The sequence below is a fragment of the Streptomyces sp. NPDC098781 genome (genome assembly GCF_044759995.1).
GTDB lineage: Bacteria > Actinomycetota > Actinomycetes > Streptomycetales > Streptomycetaceae > Streptomyces.
The window spans coordinates 412,802-436,548 of the sequence record NZ_JBIWAK010000004.1 but is presented as its reverse complement, the minus strand read 5'-3'; the positions used below and the strand labels follow the sequence as shown (position 1 = coordinate 436,548).

Here is a 23,747-nt window from a genome sequence, read left to right as displayed (position 1 = left end):
TTGGTACACCTCGTATCGAACCCAGGCGTCGCGGCCGTTCTGCACCACAGTGGCCTTTTCCGCCAGAGCGGTTCCGTCGACACGGTGTCCTACGCCAAGATCCCGCTTATGGACTTGCAGGGGCTCGGTGCCATCGCGGCCGCAGCAGTTGCCGCCGCGACTGTCCCAATCACAGTGCTCGTTGGTCGGTGGCAGGTGCGCGCCGCCGTTCAAGCTGCAGAGGCGGCCTATCGAGCCGCTGTCGACGCGGCGCAGCGACAGGGGACAGATGCCCATGCGCAATGGCGACGCGAGGTACGGAGAGAGGCCTATACCGCCTTTCTCTTGGCGGTCCACCAAGTGACCAGGCTCGCGAACGCCGTCGAGGACGACTACCACAACGAAAATCCGGACTCCACAGCGGACATGGAAAGAGCCGTCACGGCGCTTCAAAATGCGTTCTTCGTCGTTCTCCTTGAAGGACCCGACTCGGCCGCCGTCGCAGCAAATGCGCTGTCTGATGCAGTGGGGGCGCGTACCCAATTTGTCTTGAGTCAAGCTGCCTACGCGGGAGCCTGGATGAGCCTGATCGAAAGGCATCGGCGCGAGCGTGAGGCCAATCGCACAGCTGGCGCGGTCACGACTCAAGAGGAGAATGACACGCATGCACGTCGCATTTTGGACGCACTTCAAGAGCTGAGTGCAGCATCTGACGCCGCTAGTTGCGAGGATCGCCACCGAGACGAGGGACCCTTCCACGAGGCTCTGCAAAGATTTCGCGCTTCGTACGAACCGGACGTGATCCGGGAGCACTACGGCGAAGTCCTCTATTTCGTCACTGACGGACCGGATTTGAAGGAGAAGGCAGACACGTTGCCGGCGCGGCACCAAGAGTTCATGGTTGTGGCCCGCGCCGCAATGGAGTGATCGCTGCCTCAATGCTCCATCTGTAGATTGTGATCTTCATGCGTTCCAGGCGTCCACCCAGGGCGGCTGGAACGCCACGCCAGAAGGCTGCGCTCCGCACCGACTCCTAATCTGGGATCCGCCGCGATCCACCTGAATCAGCGACCACGCGGCAGCGTTGAAGATCCCTGGATTCTCCCCACGGCGGCACGAGACCACACACGAAGGGCTTCAAAACTGCAGGTCACACCATTCTGTCGGTAGCCCTCGGATTGGTTCTTCAACCACGCTGTGAAGCTCTCCGGTTTGGGCATGTCCACATCCTTCCGCCACAGGACGTCGTCGGGGTGCCGTATGGGTGAGGAGCGCGTGGGTGTGTCGCGTGTATCGCAGATAGTGCGCGAACAGCGAAAGGTAACGAGAAAGAGCGGGAGACAGTGAGACTGTCTCCCGCTCTTTCATGTCGGCATCCGCTCTGGTCAGCGCATGATTCTTGCTGGCTGACCGGCGAGTGCCCCCGGCAGGATTCGAACCTGCGCACACGGCTCCGGAGGCCGTTGCTCTATCCCCTGAGCTACGGGGGCGTGTCGGGCGCCTTGCTTGGCGGCGACGGGTAGAACCCTACCAGCTTCGGTGGGGTGTTCATGAACGGGTTTATGGGGTGGTGGCACCCGGTGCGACCTGGGGTGGGTCGCTCGCAGGGGGTGGAAGTCGGGAAAACCCGGACGCGGTGGCCGGTCCGGACCTACTCTCGAGTTGTGCCAGGCGCTTCGGGCCGGGTCCTCGTTGTGGACGACAACAAGGTCATCCGGCAGCTGATCAGGGTCAATCTCGAGCTGGAGGGGCTCGAGGTGGTGACCGCGGCCGATGGTGCCGAGTGTCTGGATGTGGTCCATCAGGTGCGGCCCGATGTGATCACCCTCGATGTGGTCATGCCGAGGCTGGACGGGCTGCGTACCGCCGCTCACCTGCGCGCCGATCCCCGAACCCGTGATCTTCCCCTCGCCATCGTCAGCGCCTGCACCCAGTACGAGGTCGATGCCGGCCTCGATGTCGGTGTCGACGCCTTCCTCGCCAAGCCCTTCGAGCCCGCCGAACTCATCAGTCTCGTGCGGCGGTTGATCGAAGGAGCGCACCACGGGGAGAGCGAGGGGACGGACGAGGCCGTCGTCGGGGGCGTTCCCCGCGCCGGAGAGGCCGCCGGGAGGGCCGGGGGGTGACGGTCGAGTCGGCGACGGCGGGAGTCGTCGCCGCAGGCAGCTGAACGGTGTGGCACGTGGGTAGCAGTGCGGCCAGCCACGGTGTCCACTTCGTCGCCTACGTTCGGCTCGGCAGTTCCGACAGTCGGCCCCCCCCCGAGCCACACCCCCGCCCCCCCCGTCCACATCCCGGGACCCCACCCAAACCCACTCGCATACCCACCCCCTTCCTCCCATACGCTTGTCCCGTGACCCCCGTCGAGCTCTCCCGTACCGTGCTGCGCGCGGTGCGTCGTGCTGTCGATGAGGGGGAGCTCCGGGTCTCCGTGCCGGAGAGGGTCGTGGTGACCGTTCCGGGGCCGGGGGGGTGTGGTGACTACGCCACCAACGTCGCCCTTCAGCTCGCCCGACCGGCCGGGCAGCCGCCCCTCCGGGTCGCCGAGATCCTGCGGCCGCACCTCGCGGACGTGGACGGCGTCACCGATGTCGTCGTCACCGGGCCCGGGTTTCTCAACATCAGCCTTGGCAGTGCCGCTCCCGCCGAAGTCGTAGCGGACATCCTGCGAGCCGGCACCGAGTACGGACACCGGGACGCCGACGCCCAGGGTGGCCCCAACGCCAAGGGTGGCCCCGACGAGTACGGGCATGAACCTCGCACCGACCTCGTCTCTCTCTCCTGCCCCCCTGAGGTACGCGCCGTCGTCGTGACGGACGTCGTCGCGCGGATCCTGCGGTCCCAAGGCGCCGCCGTCCGTGCCTGGTGCGACGGTGAGATCGCTCCGCAGTGGGGCGCCGTCCTCGGCGTACGTCTCGATGGGCGCCCCGAGCAGGGGGAGGGCGCGGCACCTCAGCCGCCGGGTTCGGCCTCCTCGCCTCACTACTCCGTACGTCCCGTGCCGGCGCCCGCGGACCCCCTCCCTCTCGGTCGCGACGCCGCCCGCTGGGCCCTGCTGCACCCCGCCGGTCACGACCGGCCCCGTATCGACGACGAGCACCTCGTCCAGCGTGAGAGCAACCCTCTCTTCCGTGTCCGTTACGCCCACGCCCGCACCCGGGCCCTCAGCCGTAACGCCGCCGACCTGGGATTCGACGCCGAGCCCGGCGACGTACGCCTCAACCTCGACCTCAACATCGACCTCGCCCCCCGGGACGTACGACACCACCCCCACCCCCACGCCCGCCGCCCCCAGCACGCCACCCCCCACCACCCCCTGATCCCCCTCCTCGCCGACCACCCCCGCACCCTGACCCAAGCGGCAGCGCACCGCGCGCCCGATCGTCTTGCCCGGCACCTCGTCAGCGTCGCCGATGCCGTTCTGCCCCTCCTGCCCGCTGTCCTTCCGCGGGGTGCGGAGAAACCCTCGGCCGCCCACCGTGCCCGGCTCGCCCTTGCCGAAGCCGCCGGGACGGTGCTGGCCGGTGGCCTGTCCCTGCTCGGCATCGACGCACCCGATCACCTCTGAGAGTCACGAGAGAGCCACGACAGTCATGAGCCGTTCCGCACATCCCGCCGGGCCCCGTCACGCCGATGTCTTTCCCGAGGGTCACTACTCCGCCCCGCCGGCCGATCTCAACGTCCTCGACCCGAAGGTGTGGGCCGAGACCGTCGTGCGCAACGGCGACGGTGTGGCCACCGTCGGCGGTGTCGACGTGAAGACCCTCGCCGAACAGCACGGCACACCCGCCTACATCGTCGACGAGGCCGACTTCAGGGCCCGGGCGCGGGCCTGGCGCACCGCGTTCGGGAACGACGCCGACGTCTTCTATGCCGGCAAGGCGTTCCTTTCCCGCGCCATCGTGCGGTGGCTGGACGAGGAGGGGCTCAACCTCGACGTCTGCTCCGGCGGCGAACTCGCCACCGCGCTCTCCGCCGGGATGCCTGCCGACCGCATCGCCTTCCACGGCAACAACAAGTCCGTCGAGGAGATCCGCAGGGCCATCGGCGCCGGTGTCGGACGTATCGTGCTCGACTCCTTCCAGGAGATCGTCCGCGTCGCCCACATCGCCCAGGAACTCGGCACCCGGCAGCGGGTTCAGATCCGGATCACCGTCGGCGTGGAAGCGCACACACACGAGTTCATCGCCACCGCCCACGAGGACCAGAAGTTCGGGATTCCGCTCGCCGGGGGACAGGCCGCCGAGGCCGTGCGGCGGGCGCTTCGGCTCGACGGGCTCGAACTCATCGGGATCCACTCCCACATCGGCTCGCAGATCTTCGACATGTCGGGCTTCGAGGTCGCCGCGCACCGGGTCGTCGGGCTGCTCAAGGACGTCCGTGACGAGCACGGCGTCGAGCTGCCCGAGATCGACCTCGGGGGCGGGCTCGGGATCGCCTATACGAGTGACGACGACCCCCGTGAGCCGCACGAGATCGCCAAGGCGCTGACCGAGATCGTCACCCGTGAGTGCGAGGCCGCCAAGCTGCGCACGCCCCGCATCTCGGTCGAGCCGGGGCGCGCGATCGTCGGGCCGACCGCCTTCACGCTGTACGAGGTCGGCACCATCAAGCCCCTCGACAACCTGCGTACCTACGTGTCCGTCGACGGCGGCATGTCCGACAACATCCGTACGGCGTTGTACGACGCGGAGTACAGCGTCGCCCTCGTGTCCCGGACGAGCGACGCCGCGCCCATGCTCACCCGGATCGTCGGCAAGCACTGCGAGAGCGGCGACATCGTCGTGAAGGACGCGTTCCTGCCCGCCGATCTGGCACCGGGTGACCTGATCGCCGTACCGGCGACGGGTGCCTACTGTCGGTCCATGGCCAGCAACTACAACCATGTGCTGCGGCCGCCCGTCGTCGCCGTGCACGAGGGCGAGAGCCGGGTGATCGTCCGCCGGGAGACGGAGGAGGACCTCCTGCGTCTCGACGTCGGCTGATCCCGGACGGATACAGAAGGACCCGGGGGCGGAAGATCTCCTGTCTGCCGCCCCCGCAGAAATGAAATAGATGTCTCACGATCCGGACGAAGGGCAGAAACTCCCGTCCGGTGAGTGAGACTGGTGCAACCGTAGACGGTAAGAGGAAACGAGGTCGGATGATGCGTACGCGTCCGCTGAAGGTGGCGCTGCTGGGCTGTGGGGTTGTCGGCTCAGAGGTGGCGCGCATCATGACGACGCACGCCGACGACCTCACAGCCAGGATCGGGGCGCCCGTGGAGCTCGCGGGTGTCGCGGTACGGCGGCCCTCGAAGGTCCGTGAGGGCATCGACCCCGCGCTCATCACCACCGACGCCACCGCCCTCGTCAAACGCGGCGACATCGACGTCGTGGTGGAGGTGATCGGCGGGATCGAACCCGCCCGTGCCCTCATCACCACCGCCTTCGAGCACGGCGCGTCCGTCGTGTCCGCGAACAAGGCCCTCCTCGCCCAGGACGGCGCCGCCCTGCACGCCGCCGCCGAGCAGCACGGCCGGGACCTCTACTACGAGGCCGCCGTCGCCGGTGCCATCCCGCTGATCCGGCCGCTGCGGGAGTCCCTCGCGGGTGACAAGGTCAATCGCGTGCTCGGCATCGTCAACGGCACGACCAACTTCATCCTCGACAAGATGGACTCGACCGGCGCCGGGTATCAGGAGGCCCTCGACGAGGCCACCGCGCTCGGGTACGCCGAGGCCGACCCGACCGCCGACGTCGAGGGCTTCGACGCCGCCGCCAAGGCCGCCATCCTCGCCGGTATCGCCTTCCACACGCGCGTGCGTCTCGACGACGTCTACCGCGAGGGCATGACCGAGGTCACCGCGGCCGACTTCGCCTCCGCCAAGGAGATGGGCTGCACCATCAAGCTGCTCGCCATCTGCGAGCGGGCCGCGGACGGCGGGTCCGTCACCGCGCGCGTGCATCCCGCCATGATTCCGCTGAGCCACCCGCTGGCCTCCGTGCGCGGTGCCTACAACGCCGTGTTCGTGGAGTCGGACGCGTCCGGCCAGCTCATGTTCTACGGCCCCGGCGCGGGCGGTTCGCCGACCGCCTCGGCCGTGCTCGGCGACCTCGTCGCCGTCTGCCGCAACCGGCTCAGCGGGGCGACGGGGCCCGGCGAGTCGGCGTACGCCGCCCTGCCCGTGTCGGGGATGGGTGACGTCGTCACCCGCTACCACATCAGCCTCGACGTGGCCGACAAACCGGGTGTTCTCGCCCAGGTGGCGACCGTGTTCGCGGAACACGGCGTGTCGATCGATACGGTTCGCCAGCAGGGCAAGGACGGCGAGGCCTCCCTCGTCGTCGTCACCCACCGTGCGTCCGACGCGGCCCTCGGCGGGACCGTCGAGGCGTTGCGCAAGCTCGACACCGTGCGGGGTGTCGCCAGCATCATGCGGGTTGAAGGAGAGTAACCAGCAATGACCCACCAGTGGCGCGGAATCATCGAGGAGTACCGGGACCGGCTGCCCGTCTCCGACACCACGCCGGTCGTGACGCTCCGCGAGGGCGGCACGCCCCTCGTGCCCGCGCAGGTGCTCTCCGAGCGCACGGGCTGCGAGGTCCACCTCAAGGTGGAAGGTGCGAACCCGACCGGGTCCTTCAAGGACCGCGGTATGACCATGGCCATCACGCGGGCCAAGGAGGAGGGGGCCAAGGCTGTCATCTGCGCCTCCACCGGCAACACCTCCGCCTCCGCCGCCGCCTACGCGGTGCGGGCCGGAATGGTCTCGGCCGTGCTCGTCCCGCAGGGCAAGATCGCGCTCGGCAAGATGGGCCAGGCGCTCGTCCACGGCGCGAAGATCCTCCAGGTCGACGGCAACTTCGACGACTGCCTCACGCTCGCCCGCGACCTCAGCGACAACTACCCCGTGGCGCTGGTGAATTCGGTCAACCCGGTGCGGATCGAGGGGCAGAAGACGGCCGCCTTCGAGATCGTGGACATGCTGGGCGACGCCCCCGACATCCACGTCCTTCCGGTGGGCAACGCGGGCAACATCACCGCGTACTGGAAGGGGTACAAGGAGTACGCCGCCGACGGTGTCTCCCAGCGGACTCCGCGCATGTGGGGCTTCCAGGCCTCCGGTTCGGCGCCCATCGTGCGCGGCGAGATCGTCAAGGACCCCTCGACCATCGCCACCGCCATCCGCATCGGCAACCCGGCCTCCTGGCAGTACGCCCTCGACGCGCGGGACCAGTCGGGCGGGTTCATCGACGAGGTGACGGACCGTGAAATCCTGCGCGCCTACCGGCTGTTGGCCGCGCAGGAGGGTGTCTTCGTGGAGCCCGCGTCCGCCGCGTCCGTCGCCGGTCTGCTGAAGGCCGCCGAGCAGGGCAAGGTCGACCCGGGCCAGCGGATCGTCTGCACGGTCACCGGCAACGGCCTCAAGGACCCCGACTGGGCGGTCGCCGGCGCCCCGCAGCCCGTCACCGTCCCGGTCGACGCGGCGACGGCGGCCGAGCGGCTCGGGCTGGCGTAAGCGGGCCACGCTCCGTCGCAGCAGGCTCGCGCAAGCGGCCACGAGGCGCTCACCTGGGGGACTTCCCTACAAGGGGTGCACAGGGGGCATACGACACGCATCGTGCGCCTCCTGTGCGCCCTATGTCGCCACAGAACCTACCTTCGATACGCTGTACTGAACCCGCCCGCCGCATATGCCTCCGCATAGGTGCGGTGCCGCGCCGTCTCCGCGGCCCGGAAGCGGTCCCAGAGGTTCTCGTACGTCATCGAATGTCTTCGACAATCACGCAGCTCAAGGAGAGTCATCGAGCGATGGCCGGTCCAGCGTTCCGCGCCGCCGCCGTACGGGTGCGCGTCCCCGCCACCAGCGCCAACCTCGGCCCGGGCTTCGACGCCTTCGGGTTGTCGCTGGGGCTCTACGACGACGTGGTCGTCCGGGTGGCCGACTCCGGGCTGCACATCGACATCGCGGGCGAGGGCAGCGAGACGCTGCCACGCGACGAGAACCACCTTCTCGTACGCTCCCTGCGCACCGCCTTCGATCTGCTGGGCGGGCAGCCGCGCGGTCTGGAGATCGTCTGCGCCAACCGCATCCCGCACGGCCGCGGCCTCGGCTCCTCGTCGGCCGCCATCTGCGCCGGAATCGTCGCCGCGCGCGCCGTGACCATAGGCGGCGAGGCCAGGCTCGACGACACGGCCCTGCTCGAACTCGCCACCGAGATCGAGGGACACCCCGACAACGTCGCGGCCTGTCTGCTCGGCGGATTCACGCTGTCCTGGATGGAGGCCGGCGCCGCGCGGGCCATCAGGATGGAGCCCGCCGATTCCATCGTTCCGGTGGTTTTCGTACCCGGTAAGCCCGTTCTGACGGAGACCGCGCGCGGACTGCTCCCGCGCAACGTCCCGCACGTCGACGCCGCAACCAACGCGGGCCGTGCGGCCCTGCTCGTCGAGGCCCTCACCAGGCGCCCCGAGCTGCTGCTGCCCGCCACCGAGGACCGTCTCCACCAGGAGTACCGCGCGCCGGCCATGCCGGAGAGCGCTGCGTTGGTGGAGCGGCTGCGGGCCGACGGAGTGCCGGCAGTCATCTCCGGAGCAGGACCCACCGTGCTCGCGCTGGCGGATGCCGACAGCGCCGACAAGGTGGCCGACCTGGCAGGCGAGGGGTGGGCCGCGAACCGGCTCGACCTCGACGCCCAGGGAGCGAGCGTGCTGCCGCTTGCGCCCTGACACACGGTTGCCGGATTTCGAGAGGGGGAATGTTTGTTGGATCCGGTAGTGTTAACCTCAAGTCTGCACCCGACCCCACCATGGCGAGGTGCTTGTTGTCCCCGTTCGGGACAGACATTCTTCCGGGAGCCTCCCAAGCCGCACTGTGTTCCGTACGACGTACGCGGGCAGTACCTCGTACGCGGGCGCTGAGCGACTTGCCGGGCACGCTCCGGAACCGGCGCGACCGGGCCGAGTGACACCGACACTCAGTGCCACGGCTCTGGGAACCGCCATCACCAGATATCTCTCCGCCGTTTTGGGCGGACCACCGCCCCGGCGCGGTCCACACACCAAGGACCTAAGCCGGACAGCACAACCGGTCGCCGAGCCAGACAGGCCGACGTCCGCTCCAGGGAAGGACCCTTCGTGAGCGACACCACCGATCTGATGGGCGCACGTGTCGAGGAGACCGCTGCCGCGCCCGCCACGGACGCCTCCGCGCCTGCCAGCGGTGCCGGCTCCCGGCGGCGCCGCGGTACCGGCCTCGAGGGCATGGTGCTGGCCGAGCTTCAGCAGGTCGCATCCGGCCTCGGTATCAGGGGCACGGCGCGCATGCGCAAGAGCCAGCTGATCGAGGTCATCAAGGAGGCGCAGGCCGGGGGAGGTGCGGCGGCTCCCAAGTCGGAGTCCGCCACCGAGACCAAGCCCAAGCGCCGCGCCACCTCCAAGGCCCGTACCGGCGATGACGCCGAGAAGAAGGCGGACAAGGCGGCTGAGGCCCCCGCCGACAAGGCCGTTGCCCAGCAGCAGATCGAGATTCCCGGCCAGCCCGCCGGTGGCCCCTCCCGCGCCGGCGATGCCGAGCGTGGGGGAGACGACGCGCCGGCCGAGCGCCGCCGTCGCCGCGCCACCGCCGACGCGGGCAGCCCGGCCGCCGCGACCGAGACGGTCGCCGCCGAGGCCAAGAACGAGCCGAAGGCCGAGACGCCGGCGCAGCAGCAGGGCGACGCCAAGAGCGACGCCGACGGCGGCGAGGGCCGTCGTCGTGACCGCCGTGAGCGCGGCCGCGACCGTGACCGCGGTGAGCGCGGTGACCGTCGCAAGGGCGACGACCAGCAGGGCGGCCAGCGCGGTCAGCAGCAGGGCCAGCAGCAGGGCGGCGGTCGTCAGGACCGTGGCCAGCAGCAGGACGACGACGACTTCGAGGGCGGCCGTCGTGGCCGTCGTGGGCGCTACCGGGACCGCCGTGGCCGTCGTGGCCGCGACGAGGTCGCCTCGGAGCCGCAGATCAACGAGGACGACGTCCTGATCCCGGTCGCGGGCATCCTGGACATCCTCGACAACTACGCCTTCATCCGGACCTCCGGCTACCTGCCGGGCCCGAACGACGTGTACGTCTCCCTCGCCCAGGTCCGCAAGAACGGCCTGCGCAAGGGTGACCACATCACCGGTGCGGTCCGTCAGCCGAAGGAAGGCGAGCGGCGCGAGAAGTTCAACGCGCTGGTCCGCCTCGACTCCGTCAACGGCATGGCGCCCGAACACGGCCGTGGCCGCCCGGAGTTCAACAAGCTCACCCCGCTCTACCCGCAGGACCGCCTCCGCCTGGAGACGGACCCGGGCGTGCTGACCACCCGCATCATCGACCTGGTGTCGCCGATCGGTAAGGGGCAGCGCGGTCTGATCGTGGCCCCGCCGAAGACCGGTAAGACCATGATCATGCAGGCGGTCGCCAACGCGATCACGCACAACAACCCCGAGTGCCACCTGATGGTCGTCCTGGTCGACGAGCGTCCGGAAGAGGTCACCGACATGCAGCGGTCGGTCAAGGGCGAGGTCATCTCCTCGACCTTCGACCGTCCGGCCGAGGACCACACCACGGTCGCCGAGCTCGCCATCGAGCGCGCCAAGCGCCTGGTGGAGCTGGGCCACGACGTCGTCGTGCTGCTCGACTCGATCACCCGTCTGGGCCGTGCGTACAACCTCGCCGCCCCGGCCTCCGGCCGCATCCTGTCCGGTGGTGTCGACTCGACCGCCCTGTACCCGCCGAAGCGCTTCTTCGGTGCGGCCCGCAACATCGAGGACGGCGGCTCGCTGACCATCCTCGCCACCGCGCTGGTGGACACCGGGTCCCGCATGGACGAGGTGATCTTCGAGGAGTTCAAGGGCACCGGCAACATGGAGCTCAAGCTCGACCGCAAGCTCGCCGACAAGCGCATCTTCCCGGCGGTGGACGTGGACGCGTCCGGCACCCGTAAGGAAGAGATCCTGCTCGGCAACGAGGAACTCGCCGTCGTCTGGAAGCTGCGCCGGGTGCTGCACGCCCTCGACCAGCAGCAGGCGATCGAGCTGCTGCTCGACAAGATGAAGCAGACCAAGTCGAACGTCGAGTTCCTGATGCAGATTCAGAAGACGACGCCGACGCCTGGTAACGGCGACTGAGAACACGCCTTCTGAAGGGCCGCTCCCGTTAAGGGAGCGGCCCTTTGGGGTTTCTGTGACGGGTGTACTATCTCGCTCTTCGGACTCGCATTCGATCGTGATCCGAGTCCTCAACGTTTCGTCCCGAGGGGGGACTTAGTGGGCACATCCATGCCCGGGGCCGGCCGTCACAGACGTCGGATACGCCTCGCACTGCCCGTCGCCGCCGCCGGTGTCGCCGCGGCCGTCGCCGCCGCACTGCTGACCGCGTCCGCGGGGGCCGCGACGGCTCTGCCCAAGCCCACCGTGAAGCCCGTGACCAGTTCGGCCTCGCTCGCCGAACTGGAGCGTCGCGTCGCGGGTGCGGTCGAGGGCGACGACATCGCGGGGGAGCCGGCGAAGAAGTCGTCGTACGGCGCGAGCACCGGCACTTCCACCGGCACGGGCGCCATGGTCATCGGCGGCACCACCACCAGCATCACCTCGGCGCCCTGGATGGCGCAGCTCTGGTACTTCGACGACCAGGGCACCACCGACGAGGCCGACGACCTCGGGTTCTTCTGCGGCGGCACCGTCGTCTCGCCGACGAAGATCCTCACCGCCGCGCACTGCGTCAAGGGCTACGACTGGTTCAACTACGGCACCGTCGTCACCGGCACCGCCCAGCTGCCGACCGCCGACGAGGCAGGCAACGTCGACCTGCACGGCGGCACGGCGTCCCTGCCGCACCGGCAGTGGAACCACCCGTCGTACAACGCGACGACGATCGACAACGACATCGCCGTCATCACGCTGGCGAACCCGGTCAAGGCCACGCCGATCCGCATGGCGACGGCCACCGACACGGCCTCGTACGCCGCCGGGACGAACGCCAAGGTCTACGGCTGGGGCCGCACCAGCTCCACCAGCCAGGACATCTCCGAGACGCTGAAGACGGCCACGCTGCCCATCCAGTCCGACAGCACCTGCACGGGCTTCTACGGCGGCGAGTTCGTCAAGGGCCACATGGTCTGCGCGGGCACCCCGGCGAGCGGCAGCGACAGCGGGACCACCTCCGCCTGCAACGGCGACTCCGGCGGACCGCTGGTCGTGAACGGCCGGATCGTCGGCGTCGTCTCCTGGGGCGTCCAGGACTGCGTCGCCAAGGGCGCCTACAGCGTCTTCTCCAAGGTCTCGTCGTACGTCGGCGCCACCTACCCGCGTGTCGACGACACCAACATCAGCGGTGACCACCGGGCCGACATCTGGCTGCGTACCGCGTCCACGAAGACCGGCTACTCCCGGGACTCCAACGGCACGTCCTTCGGGGCGCGCGAGTCCTGGGGCGACTGGAACGGCGTGAACCTGGTCCTCCAGACGGACCTCGACCGCGACGGCTACCAGGACCTGGTGTACCGGGGCAGCTCCGACGGGGCCATGTACTGGGCGCACTTCGTGCCGGCCAGCGGCACCTGGGCGACCAAGACCATCTTCAGCAACTGGAAGACCCGCACCCGCGTCATCGCCCCCGGTGACGTCAACGGCGACTACCTGCCCGACATGCTGTCCGTGGACTCCGCGGGCGTGCTGTGGGTCTACCCGGGCAAGGGCAACGGCACCTTCTCGGCGCCGTTCAAGTCCAGCACCAACTGGAACCAGTACAACATGGTGCGCGGTCACGGCGACCTCACCGGCGACGGCATCCCCGACCTGCTGGCGCGCAGCACGAGCGGCGGGCACATCTACCTGCTCAAGGGCACCGGCAAGACGGGCACCGGCACCTTCGCCCCGCGCGTGAAGGTGCGCACCTGGGCCACCTACACCGGCTTCGACGCCGTCGGTGACGTCACCGGCGACGGCAAGGCCGACTTCCTGGCCCGCAGCTCCGCCGGCACGCTCTACCTGTACCCGGGCACCGGGAAGGCGACGAGCGAGATCTTTGCCACACCGAAGTCCGTCGGGACCGATTACAAGCAGTACGACATCTTCGGCTGACATCGCAGGTGAGCCCGGCCCGGCCGGGCTCACCGATTACGCACTGTGCCCACCGCTCACCAGGCGGTGGGCGCAGTGCGTTGTGCAACCCTTTCCCGGGTTTCCCCGTCTGACCGGACGGGGTGACGATGGTGCGGTAAGGGCCTTTTGGGCCATGCCTGACCCTGAAAGCAGGGGGTAACCGACCAGGACTACGACCGAGGAGCAGAGTGTCCGCCGAGAGCACGCCGGAGCCCGGCATACCGGGAGAGACCGGCCCCAACGGCCCGCGCAACCGCGCCAAGGGCCGCCGACGCAAGCCCCGCGAGAAGCGGAAGGGCCTGCGGATCATGGCCTGGACGGCCGCCGGGATCGTGGTCCTGGGGGGCACCGGGGCCGGGTACCTGTTCTTCAAACTCAACGGCAACCTCAAGAGCGTCGACATCGACCAGGCCCTGGGCACCGACCGGCCCGAGAAGGTCGACAACGGCTCGGAGAACATCCTCGTCCTCGGCTCGGACAGCCGCTCCGGCGGCAACAAGGAGCTCGGCGGAGGCGACGACGACGGCAGCGCCCGCTCGGACACGGCGATGATCCTGCACGTGTACAAGGGCCACAAGAAGGCCAGCGTCGTCTCGGTCCCGCGTGACACCGTCATCGACCGGCCCGAGTGCGTCGACACGAAGGGGAAGACGTACCCGGCGGCATCCGGGGTGATGTTCAACTCGGCGTACACGACGGGCGGCGCGACCTGTGCGGTCAAGACGGTGGAGTCGGTCACCGGCCTGCGTATGGACCACTATCTGGAGGTCGACTTCTCGGGCTTCCAGAAGCTGATCGACGAACTCGGCGGCGTCGAGGTCACGACGACGAAGGACATCGACGACCCCGACAGCCATCTGAACCTCAAGGCCGGCACCCACCAGCTCAACGGCAAGCAGGCGCTCGGCCTGGTCCGCACCCGCCACGGCGTCGGCGACGGCTCCGACCTCGGCCGCATCCAACTCCAGCAGGCCTTCATCAAGGCGCTGCTCGAACAGGTCAAGGACATCAACCTGTTCGGCAACCCCAAGCGGCTGTACGACCTGGCCAACACCGCCACCAAGACGGTGACGACCGACTCCGACCTGGGCTCGGTCAACAAGCTCATGTCCTTCACCAACGGCCTGAAGGGCATCAGCTCCAAGAACATGAACATGGTCACGATGCCGGTCCAGTACGACCCCGCGGACCCCAACCGCGTGATCGTGGCCGAGGCGAAGGCCAAGCAGGTGTGGACCGCCCTCAAGAACGACAAGCCCATCCCGAAGTCGGCCACAGAAGGCACGGCCAAGGGCGACGCCAATGGTGTGGTGACGGGGGACTGAGCGGGGCGGGGCCCGTCGCCGGGCCCCTTTCCGCGTCAGTCGGCCGCCCAGTCCTCCACGTGCCGGTGACGGCCCAGTCGTACGGCGTCGAACTCGTCGTGCCGGCCCGAGGTCACGACGCCGAGGCGGCGCAGGGCCTGGGAGATCGGGCTGCCGTCGGGTGGGAAGCGCTCATCCTCCGTGATGCCCAGGGGGCCCAGTACGAGGGCGCCGGCGTCCCACACCGCCGCACGCTGGGAGCCCGCTCCGCCGAAGTAGTCGGCCTCCACGAAGGCGACCGGCGCGGTGGCCGACCACTCGGCGAGGCGCTCGTCGAATCCCCCGGGCAGCCACCAGAACCCCAGGACGCGGGCGCTGTCGCCGTTGGTGACGGAGTCGAAGAGCCCGTCCGTCAACGGCATCAGCGCCAGGCCCTGACCCAGCGGCGTCCCCGAGGCGGACAGGTCCGTCGCGATCGTCCGCACCAGCTCCTCGCCGGCGATCACCGCCCGCAGTTGATAGGTCATCCCGCCCCCGTTCCCACTCGTGGGAATAGATGATGCCGCACCCCGGTTTTGGGGGATGCGGCCAGTCCTGGCAGACTGGTACGTCGGCTCCGGTTCACGCTCCCGTATCCCGCGGCGGCGACCCGGCGCCCTCCCGAAACTAGGAGACACCTTGAAGCGCGAGATCCACCCCGAGTACGTCGAGACGCAGGTCAGCTGCACCTGTGGCGCCTCGTTCACCACCCGTAGCACGATCACCAGCGGCGCCATCCGCGCCGAGGTCTGCTCCGAGTGCCACCCGTTCTACACGGGCAAGCAGAAGATCCTCGACACCGGTGGCCGTGTGGCCCGCTTCGAGGCCCGCTTCGGCAAGGCTTCCGGCTCCAAGAAGTAGCGAGCTCCCATTCGCCGGTCCACGGCCGCGCCCCCACCAGGCGCGCCGGGACCGGCGTTTTTGGTCGCCCGCCCTTCACCCACGTACGGACACAGGAGCCCCAAGATGTTCGAGGCCGTCGAGGACCTGGTCACTGAGCACGCCGACCTGGAGACGAAGCTCGCCGACCCGTCGGTCCACGCCGACCAGGCGAACGCGCGCAAGCTGAACAAGCGCTACGCCGAGCTCACCCCGATCGTCGCCACGTACCGCTCCTGGAGGCAGACCGGCGACGACATCGAGACCGCGCGCGAATTCGCCGCCGACGACCCGGACTTCGCGGCCGAGGTCAAGGAACTGGAGAAGCAGCGCGAGGAGCTGACCGAGAGGCTGCGCCTGCTGCTCGTCCCGCGTGACCCGAGTGACGACAAGGACGTCATTCTGGAGATCAAGGCGGGCGCCGGCGGCGACGAGTCCGCGCTGTTCGCCGGGGACCTGCTGCGCATGTACCTGCGGTACGCCGAGCGCGTCGGCTGGAAGACCGAGATCATCGACGCCACCGAGTCCGAGCTGGGCGGCTACAAGGACGTCCAGGTCGCCGTGAAGACCAAGGGCGGAAACGGTGCCACCGAGCCCGGTCAGGGCGTCTGGGCCCGGCTGAAGTACGAGGGCGGTGTGCACCGCGTGCAGCGCGTGCCGGCCACCGAGTCCCAGGGCCGAATCCACACCTCCGCGGCCGGTGTGCTGGTCACGCCGGAGGCCGAGGAGGTCGACGTCGAGATCAACCCCAACGACCTGCGCATCGACGTCTACCGGTCCTCCGGGCCCGGCGGCCAGTCGGTCAACACCACCGACTCCGCCGTGCGCATCACGCACATCCCCACCGGAGTCGTCGCCTCCTGCCAGAACGAGAAGAGCCAGCTTCAGAACAAGGAGCAGGCACTGCGTATCCTGCGCTCCAGGCTGCTCGCGGCGGCGCAGGAGGAGGCCGAGAGGGAGGCCGCCGACGCCCGCCGCAGCCAGGTCCGCACCGTCGACCGCTCCGAGAAGATCCGCACCTACAACTTCCCGGAGAATCGCATCTCGGACCACCGCGTCGGCTTCAAGGCCTACAACCTGGACCAGGTCCTGGACGGCGACCTCGACGCGGTGATCCAGGCCTGTGTCGACGCGGACTCGGCGGCGAAGCTGGCGGCCGCGTAACGACGTAAGGGACGACGTACGCACGTACGAGTACGACACGGAGGACATGCGTGCAGCAATACACCGGGGGGCGAACCCCGAGCCCTCGCAGCGTGCTGCTCGCGGAGGTGGCCCAGGCCACCCAGCGGCTGGCGGACGCCGGCGTGCCCTCGCCGCGCACCGACGCGGAGGAGCTCGCCGCGTTCGTGCACGGCGTGAAGCGGGGCGAGCTGCACTCCGTGAAGGACTCGGACTTCGACGCCCGCTACTGGGAGGTCATCGCCCGCCGTGAGCAGCGCGAGCCGCTCCAGCACATCACCGGGCGGGCGTACTTCCGCTATCTCGAACTCCAAGTCGGGCCCGGGGTGTTCGTGCCCCGCCCCGAGACCGAGTCGGTGGTCGGCTGGGCCATAGACGCGGTGCGCGCGATGGACGTCGTCGAGCCCTGCATCGTCGACCTGTGCACCGGCTCCGGCGCCATCGCGCTCGCCCTCGCCCAGGAGGTCCCGCGCTCGCGCGTGCACGCCGTGGAGCTGTCCGAGGACGCCCTGCGCTGGACGCGCAAGAACGTCGAGGGGTCCCGGGTCGACCTGCGGCAGGGCAACGCCCTGGACGCCTTCCCCGACCTCGACGGCCAGGTCGACCTGGTGATCTCCAACCCGCCGTACATCCCGCTCACCGAATGGGAGTACGTGGCTCCCGAGGCGCGGGACTACGATCCCGAACTCGCCCTGTTCTCGGGGGAGGACGGCCTCGACCTCATCCGCGGCCTGGAACGGACGGCACACCGTCTGCTGCGTCCGGGCGGCGTCGTCGTCATCGAGCACGCCGACACCCAGGGCGGGCAGGTGCCGTGGATCTTCACCGAGGAGCGGGGCTGGGCCGACGCGGCCGACCACCCCGACCTCAACAAGCGCCCCCGGTTCGCGACCGCCCGCAAGGCGCTGCCGTGACCGCTCCCATGACTGTTTCCCGGAAGTACGTGTACTTCGTGTACGAGGAGGCCCGCTAGATATGGCACGGCGATACGACACCAATGACGCGACCGACCGCACGACCGGTCTGCGTGAGGCCGCGTCCGCCGTCCGCCGTGGCGAGCTCGTGGTCCTTCCGACCGACACGGTGTACGGGATCGGCGCCGACGCGTTCTCCAAGGAGGCCGTGGGCGATCTGCTGGACGCCAAGGGCCGGGGCCGCAACATGCCGACCCCTGTCCTGATCGGCTCCCCGAACACGCTCCACGGTCTCGTCACCGACTTCTCCGAGCTGGCCTGGGAACTGGTCGACGCGTTCTGGCCGGGCGCGCTGACGCTGGTCGCCAAGCACCAGCCGTCGCTCCAGTGGGACCTGGGCGACACCCGGGGCACGGTTGCCGTGCGCATGCCACTGCACCCGGTCGCCATCGAACTGCTCACCGAGGTCGGCCCGATGGCCGTGTCCTCGGCGAACCTCACCGGGCACCCGGCGCCGGAGGACTGCGACGCCGCGCAGGAGATGCTCGGCGACTCGGTCTCCGTGTACCTGGACGGCGGCCCGACCCCGGGCAACGTGCCGTCGTCGATCGTCGACGTCACCCGGGAGGTTCCCCTCCTGCTGCGTGCCGGTGCCCTCTCGGCGGAGGATCTGCGCAAGGTCGTACCCGACCTCGAGGTGGCCAATTGACAGCCCCTGACGCGGGGCGTGGCATAGGCAACGGGGAAAGCGCGGCGGAGATCACGACGACCTTCGTAGGACTGCCGCGCGACAGCTTCCGCATCCTCCACGTCAGCACCGGAAACGTGTGCCGCTCGCCGATCACCGAGCGGCTGACCCGTCATTTCGTGACGCAGCGGCTCGGTGTGCTCGGCCGCTCGCTGATCGTGGAGAGCGCGGGCACCTGGGGCCACGAGGGCGCGCCCATGGAATCCAACGCGGAGACGGTCCTCGCCGACTTCGGCGCGGACGCCTCCGGCTTCACCGGCCGCGAGCTCCTCGACGAACACGTCATCATGGCCGACCTGGTCCTCACGGCCACCCGTGACCACCGCGCCCAGGTCATCTCCATGGGCCATTCGGCGGGCCTGCGCACCTTCACCCTGAAGGAGTTCACCCGCCTGGTCCGAGCCATAGACCCGGCGACCCTGCCTCCCCTGGAGGACGGCATCGTCACCCGCGCACGCGCCCTGGTCCGTGCGGCGGCCGCTCTACGCGGGTGGCTGTTGGCTCCTACGGCGGAGGCGGACGAGGTGTATGACCCGTATGGGGCGCCGTTGACGTTCTTCCGGTCGGTGGGGGACGAGATACATGAGGCGTTGGATCCGGTGGTGACCGCCCTCACGGGTGTCCCCGCGAGGACGTAACAACACAGGGCGTCCCGGACGCCCCCGGCCTACATTGGACGTACGTCACCGTCGACGCACGTCCGGAGCCCACCATGTCGGTCACCCATACCCTCGAGGCCGATGTCCTGCGGCGGCAGGACCCCCAGCTCGCCGACATCCTGCTCGGGGAGCTCGACCGGCAGTCGACGACGCTCCAGCTCGTCGCCGCGGAGAACTTCACCTCGCCGGCGGTGCTGGCGGCCCTCGGGTCGCCGCTCGCCAACAAGTACGCGGAGGGGTACCCGGGCTCCCGGTACCACGGCGGCTGCGAGATGGTCGACGTCGCCGAACGGCTCGCCGTCGAGCGGGCCAAGGCGCTCTTCCGCGCCGAGCACGCCAACGTCCAGTCCCACTCCGGGTCTTCGGCCGTCCTCGCCGCGTACGCCGCGCTGCTGCGCCCCGGCGACAGCGTCCTCGCGCTCGGGCTGCCGTACGGCGGACACCTCACGCACGGCTCGCCCGCCAACTTCTCCGGCCGCTGGTTCGACTTCGTGGGCTACGGCGTGGACGCCGAGACCGGGCTGATCGACTACGACCAGGTGCGCACGCTGGCCCGCAACCACCGGCCCAAGGCCGTCGTGTGCGGGTCCATCGCCTACCCGCGCCACATCGACTACGCCGCCTTCCGCGAGATCGCCGACGAGGTGGGCGCCTATCTCATCGCCGACGCAGCCCACCCCATGGGGCTGATCGCCGGAGGAGCGGCGCCCAGTCCGGTGCCGTACGCCGATGTGGTGTGCGCCACCACCCACAAGGTGCTGCGCGGCCCGCGCGGCGGCATGATCCTGTGCGGCTCGGACCTCGCCGAGCGCGTCGACCGTGCCGTGTTCCCGTTCACCCAGGGCGGCGCCCAGATGCACACCGTCGCCGCCAAGGCCGTCGCCTTCGGGGAGGCGGCCACGCCCGCGTTCGCCGTGTACGCCCATCAGGTGGTCGCCAACGCCCGCACCCTCGCGGACGCCCTCGCCGCGCAGGGGCTCGTCGTCACCACGGGCGGCACCGACACCCACCTGATCACCGCCGACCCGGCGCCGCTCGGCGTCGGCGGCCGTGAGGCCCGCGGCCGGCTCGCGGCGGCCGGCATCGTGCTGGACTGCTGCGCCCTCCCGCACGGCGACGCCCGTGGCCTGCGCCTCGGCACCGCCGCCGTGACGACCCAGGGCATGGGCGAGGAGGAGATGGAGTGGCTCGGCGCGCTGCTGGCGAGCGTGCTGAGCGGTGCGACCGAAAGCCACAAGGCCCGTGAAGAAGTGCGGGAGGTCACCGGTAGATTTCCGCCGTATCCCGGTTGAGGCGGGGTACACGCACCTGGGCACACAGCCGCGCGTGCAACCATCGTCGCTACCCGGAAGTCCCCACACATATGCGTCGCATACGAGTCCGTCGCTAGGGTGTGGGGCTGAGATGGCCAGCGAGACTTGTGGGGAAGCCTGTGCGTGAATACCTCCTGACGCTCTGCATCACGGCCGCGGTGACGTATCTGCTGACAGGGCCGGTACGTAAGTTCGCGATCGTGGCCGGAGCGATGCCGGAGATCCGGGCACGTGACGTGCACCGGGAACCCACTCCGCGGCTCGGCGGTATCGCGATGTTCTTCGGCCTGTGCGCGGGCCTGCTGGTCGCGGACCACCTCACCAACCTCAGTACGGTCTTCGAGAAGTCCAACGAACCGCGGGCGCTGCTCTCCGGAGCGGCGCTCATCTGGCTGATCGGCGTGCTGGACGACAAGTTCGAGATCGACGCCCTGATCAAGCTGGGCGGCCAGATGATCGCCGCCGGCGTCATGGTCATGCAGGGTCTGACGATCCTGTGGCTGCCCATCCCGACGGTCGGCAACGTCGCGCTGACCCAGTGGCAGGGCACCCTGCTCACCGTCGCCCTGGTCGTCATCACCATCAACGCGGTCAACTTCGTCGACGGCCTGGACGGCCTCGCGGCCGGCATGGTCTGCATCGCGTCGGCGGCGTTCTTCCTCTACGCCTACCGCGTCTGGGTGTCGTACGGCATCGAGGCCGCCGCCCCGGCCACCCTGTTCTCCGCGATCCTGATGGGCATGTGCCTGGGCTTCCTGCCGCACAACATGCACCCGGCGCGCATCTTCATGGGCGACTCCGGCTCGATGCTGATCGGCCTGGTCCTCGCCGCGGGCGCGATCTCCATCACGGGACAGGTCGACCCGGACGCGCTGAAGCTGTTCGCGGGGTCGGAGAAGGCGGCGGTGCACCAGACGGTGCCCGTCTACATCCCGCTCCTCCTCCCGCTGACGATCATCGCGATCCCGGCCGCCGACCTGGTGCTGGCGATCGTGCGGCGCACCTGGAAGGGCCAGTCGCCGTTCGCCGCGGACCGGGGCCACCTGCACCACCGCCTGCTGGAGATCGGCCACTCCCACAGCCGCGCGGTGCTGATCATGTACTTCTGGTCGGCCCTGATCGCCTTCGGCGCCCTGGCCTACTCGGTGAACTCGGCGTCCATGTGGATCGTGCTCGGCGTGGTCTTCCTCAGCGCCATCGGCCTGGTCCTGCTCCTCCTCCCGCGCTTCACCCCGCGCACCCCGCGCTGGGCGGAGCACTTCGTACCGCCGCGCTACCGCCGCCGCGGAGCCGTCACGGAGCCGGCGGCCACCACACCGCAGACCGCGGACGCCGACACGGAAGCCGAGGACGAGGAACCCCGCACCCCGGTCGCGGCGGGCGTCGCGGGCGTCAACGGGGCGACCGCGATGGGCGCTCGTTCGCGGCCCCTGGACCGGCGTAAAGCCGGTACGTCGCGCTGACGGTCAACGTAAGAGAACGCCCAAGGTAAGAATCTGACTAGAGCATTGCCAAGTCATGGGGGAGCGAAGCATCCCAATACCAGACAAGTCGGCGGCGTTCCCGCACAGACGCGCGCTGTCACTCTCATGTGTGACAGCGAGCACATCCCCAGGTAAAGACCTCATCAAATAGTTTGTGATACGGTTCACGAGAACCCCGGGACAGAGCCGAAGGACCGCAGTGCGACGGTCCACCGGCGTGAGGTTCTCTCTCCGCCCGGGACTACGCTCGTCCATGACGACACCCTGCCCCCACCGTGAAAGCGGAGTTGCCGCCATGCCGTCCAATGACGTCCGGACCTTGCTCCAGGCTGCTGTGCCCACAGCTGCCGCCGGCGCTGTTGCAGCCGTCGTCAGTGGTGTGGTCGCCGGTGGCGATGGTGCGGTCGGGGCGGTCGTCGCGACGCTTGTGGTGATCCTGTTCATGGGGCTCGGTCTCTACGTTCTGCAGCGCACCGCCAAATCGCTTCCGCACTTGTTCCAGGCGATGGGCCTGATGCTCTACGCGGCTCAGATCCTGCTGCTGTTCGTCTTCCTCTCCGTCTTCAAGAACACGACGCTGTTCAACCCCCGGGCCTTCGCGATCACGCTCGTCGTGGGCACTCTCGTGTGGATCGCCGCACAGACGCGTGCTCACATGAAGGCCAAGATCCTCTACGTCGAACCCGATTCGGGCACCTCCGCCAAGGACGGCAAGCCCGAAAAGACGGGGCCCTCGTCGTGAGGGGTAGGGCCGGGATAAAGCCGCTTGAGAGATCCTGCTATCGTCCGGTGCCAACTGCGGCATCGCGGGCGCGGGCATCTGAGCTGACGCCTGCTCAATCGCGAGGCGAGATGCCCCACAGCCGCCCTCATATCCGAAACACCAGTCCCGTGCCGAACTGCGGCTGTCCGCCGCGCCGACACAACGAGGTTGCCGTATCCATGCGCCACGATGAAGGAGCCCGCGGTGAGTGCTGACCCGACGCAGGTGCTCGCCTTCGACACGAACTGCCACCTCTTCGATGGATGTGGCTTCGACACTGTCGCTCCGGGCCTGCACTCGTTCATGTTCGAGCCGCTGATGGGTGACGCGGACGGCAACGCCTTCTACTTCAACAAGCCGATGCTGCTCGCGCTGCTCGGTTCGATCATCGTGGTGGGCGTCTTCTGGGCCGCGTTCCGTAAGCCGAGCGTCGTCCCGGGCAAGCTCCAGATGGTTGTCGAGGCGGGCTACGACTTCGTCCGCCGCGGCATCGTCTACGAGACGATCGGCAAGAAGGAGGGCGAGAAGTACGTCCCGCTCGCCGTCTCGCTGTTCTTCTTCATCTGGATGATGAACCTCTGGTCGATCGTCCCCGTCGCCGCCTTCCCGGTGACGTCGATCATCGCCTACCCGTTGATCCTGGCCCTGATCGTCTATGTGCTGTGGGTCTCGCTGACCTTCAAGCGGCATGGATTCGTCGGCGCCTTCAAGAACTTCAGCGGCTACGACAAGTCGCTGGGCGCGGTGCTGCCGCTGTCGATGACGATCGAGCTCGCCTCGAACCTGCTCGTCCGCCCGTTCACGCACGCGGTACGACTGTTCGCGAACATGTTCGCCGGTCACACCCTGCTGCTGCTGTTCACCATCGCCAGCTGGTACATGCTGAACGGCGTCGGCATCGCGTACTCGGCCGTCTCGTTCACGATGGTCATCGTCATGACCGCCTTCGAGCTCTTTATCCAGGCTGTCCAGGCGTACGTCTTCGTCCTGTTGACCTGCACCTTCATTCAGGGCGCGCTCGCCGAGCACCACTGAGCACCTCCGCTTTCGAATACCAAGTCGTCCGGTGGCCAACCCCCACCGGTCCGTAAAGAGAAGGAAGAACTCTCATGGCCTCCACCCTCGCTGCTGTCACCGGTGACCTCGGTTCCGTCGGTTACGGTCTCGCGGCCATTGGCCCCGGCGTCGGCGTCGGCATCATCTTCGGTAACGGCACCCAGGCCCTGGCTCGGCAGCCCGAGGCCGCCGGTCTGATCCGTGCCAACCAGATCCTGGGCTTCGCCTTCTGTGAGGCGCTCGCCCTCATCGGTCTGGTCATGCCGTTCGTCTACTAAGACGAGCCTTGACGACCGACCCTTTCGACGAAAGGCACTGAT

At 68.9% G+C, this 23,747-nt stretch carries 21 protein-coding genes and 1 tRNA gene; 20 read left to right on the top strand and 2 right to left on the bottom strand.

The window, feature by feature from the left end; all coding sequences use genetic code 11:
• The first annotated feature begins 84 nt into the window (after positions 1-84).
• On the top strand, positions 85-906 hold the full coding sequence (locus tag ACIQWG_RS18855; RefSeq protein ID WP_404096724.1) for a hypothetical protein: 822 nt from the start codon (positions 85-87) through the stop codon (positions 904-906).
• Positions 907-1,397: 491 nt separating this feature from the next.
• Here the strand turns inward: ACIQWG_RS18855 and ACIQWG_RS18850 are convergent.
• A tRNA-Arg gene (locus ACIQWG_RS18850) sits at positions 1,398-1,469 on the bottom strand.
• Between the two features lie 60 nt (positions 1,470-1,529).
• Here ACIQWG_RS18850 and ACIQWG_RS18845 point away from each other — a divergent pair.
• From ACIQWG_RS18845 to ACIQWG_RS18805, 9 genes are all read left to right on the top strand, one after another.
• On the top strand, positions 1,530-2,105 hold the full coding sequence (locus tag ACIQWG_RS18845; protein WP_404097716.1) for a response regulator: 576 nt from the start codon (positions 1,530-1,532) through the stop codon (positions 2,103-2,105).
• Positions 2,106-2,332: 227 nt separating this feature from the next.
• Complete coding sequence (gene nrtL, locus ACIQWG_RS18840; protein ID WP_404096721.1) at positions 2,333-3,547, top strand: ArgS-related anticodon-binding protein NrtL; 1,215 nt, start codon at positions 2,333-2,335, stop codon at positions 3,545-3,547.
• 25 nt (positions 3,548-3,572) lie between these two features.
• A complete protein-coding gene (gene lysA / locus ACIQWG_RS18835) occupies positions 3,573-4,964 on the top strand; it encodes a diaminopimelate decarboxylase (RefSeq protein ID WP_404096718.1) in 1,392 nt (463 codons plus the stop codon).
• 161 nt (positions 4,965-5,125) lie between these two features.
• Positions 5,126-6,415 carry a homoserine dehydrogenase gene (locus ACIQWG_RS18830; protein ID WP_404097713.1) on the top strand — a complete coding sequence of 430 codons (1,290 nt, stop codon included), beginning with the start codon at positions 5,126-5,128 and terminating at the stop codon, positions 6,413-6,415.
• A gap of 6 nt (positions 6,416-6,421) precedes the next feature.
• Positions 6,422-7,480: a threonine synthase gene (gene thrC, locus ACIQWG_RS18825; protein ID WP_404096716.1), complete on the top strand. Its 1,059-nt coding sequence runs from the start codon at positions 6,422-6,424 to the stop codon at positions 7,478-7,480.
• A gap of 293 nt (positions 7,481-7,773) precedes the next feature.
• Complete coding sequence (gene thrB, locus ACIQWG_RS18820; protein ID WP_404096713.1) at positions 7,774-8,691, top strand: homoserine kinase; 918 nt, start codon at positions 7,774-7,776, stop codon at positions 8,689-8,691.
• A 408-nt stretch (positions 8,692-9,099) separates the two neighbouring features.
• Complete coding sequence (gene rho / locus ACIQWG_RS18815; RefSeq protein WP_404096711.1) at positions 9,100-11,112, top strand: transcription termination factor Rho; 2,013 nt, start codon at positions 9,100-9,102, stop codon at positions 11,110-11,112.
• Positions 11,113-11,262: 150 nt separating this feature from the next.
• The gene (locus tag ACIQWG_RS18810) at positions 11,263-13,065 is read left to right on the top strand and encodes a trypsin-like serine protease (RefSeq protein ID WP_404097711.1); all 1,803 of its coding nucleotides are present in this window, start codon (positions 11,263-11,265) and stop codon (positions 13,063-13,065) included.
• Positions 13,066-13,274: 209 nt separating this feature from the next.
• Positions 13,275-14,411 (top strand): LCP family protein, encoded by a 1,137-nt coding sequence (locus tag ACIQWG_RS18805; RefSeq protein WP_404096709.1) that lies wholly within the window; start codon positions 13,275-13,277, stop codon positions 14,409-14,411.
• Positions 14,412-14,446: 35 nt separating this feature from the next.
• Here ACIQWG_RS18805 and ACIQWG_RS18800 read toward each other — a convergent pair whose 3' ends face one another.
• A complete protein-coding gene (locus ACIQWG_RS18800; RefSeq protein WP_404096706.1) occupies positions 14,447-14,917 on the bottom strand; it encodes a hypothetical protein in 471 nt (156 codons plus the stop codon).
• Positions 14,918-15,068: 151 nt separating this feature from the next.
• On the opposite strand from ACIQWG_RS18800, the gene rpmE reads away from it, so the two are divergent.
• From rpmE to atpE, 10 genes are all read left to right on the top strand, one after another.
• Positions 15,069-15,290, top strand: coding sequence for a 50S ribosomal protein L31 (gene rpmE / locus ACIQWG_RS18795; protein ID WP_404096704.1), 222 nt, complete (start codon positions 15,069-15,071; stop codon positions 15,288-15,290).
• Positions 15,291-15,395: 105 nt separating this feature from the next.
• A complete protein-coding gene (gene prfA, locus ACIQWG_RS18790) occupies positions 15,396-16,472 on the top strand; it encodes a peptide chain release factor 1 (RefSeq protein WP_404096701.1) in 1,077 nt (358 codons plus the stop codon).
• A 92-nt stretch (positions 16,473-16,564) separates the two neighbouring features.
• The gene (prmC, locus tag ACIQWG_RS18785) at positions 16,565-17,404 is read left to right on the top strand and encodes a peptide chain release factor N(5)-glutamine methyltransferase (RefSeq protein WP_404097709.1); all 840 of its coding nucleotides are present in this window, start codon (positions 16,565-16,567) and stop codon (positions 17,402-17,404) included.
• 61 nt (positions 17,405-17,465) lie between these two features.
• Positions 17,466-18,113 (top strand): L-threonylcarbamoyladenylate synthase, encoded by a 648-nt coding sequence (locus ACIQWG_RS18780; RefSeq protein WP_404096699.1) that lies wholly within the window; start codon positions 17,466-17,468, stop codon positions 18,111-18,113.
• A complete protein-coding gene (locus tag ACIQWG_RS18775) occupies positions 18,110-18,790 on the top strand; it encodes a protein-tyrosine-phosphatase (protein ID WP_404096697.1) in 681 nt (226 codons plus the stop codon). The genes ACIQWG_RS18780 and ACIQWG_RS18775 overlap by 4 nt, the downstream gene beginning before the upstream one ends.
• 74 nt (positions 18,791-18,864) lie before the next feature.
• On the top strand, positions 18,865-20,103 hold the full coding sequence (glyA, locus tag ACIQWG_RS18770) for a serine hydroxymethyltransferase (protein WP_404096694.1): 1,239 nt from the start codon (positions 18,865-18,867) through the stop codon (positions 20,101-20,103).
• Between the two features lie 140 nt (positions 20,104-20,243).
• Complete coding sequence (locus tag ACIQWG_RS18765; protein ID WP_404096691.1) at positions 20,244-21,587, top strand: MraY family glycosyltransferase; 1,344 nt, start codon at positions 20,244-20,246, stop codon at positions 21,585-21,587.
• Between the two features lie 316 nt (positions 21,588-21,903).
• Complete coding sequence (locus ACIQWG_RS18760; protein ID WP_404096689.1) at positions 21,904-22,350, top strand: hypothetical protein; 447 nt, start codon at positions 21,904-21,906, stop codon at positions 22,348-22,350.
• Positions 22,351-22,560: 210 nt separating this feature from the next.
• On the top strand, positions 22,561-23,406 hold the full coding sequence (gene atpB, locus ACIQWG_RS18755) for a F0F1 ATP synthase subunit A (protein WP_404096687.1): 846 nt from the start codon (positions 22,561-22,563) through the stop codon (positions 23,404-23,406).
• Positions 23,407-23,480: 74 nt separating this feature from the next.
• Positions 23,481-23,705, top strand: coding sequence for an ATP synthase F0 subunit C (atpE, locus tag ACIQWG_RS18750; protein WP_126395086.1), 225 nt, complete (start codon positions 23,481-23,483; stop codon positions 23,703-23,705).
• The last annotated feature ends 42 nt before the right edge of the window (positions 23,706-23,747 follow it).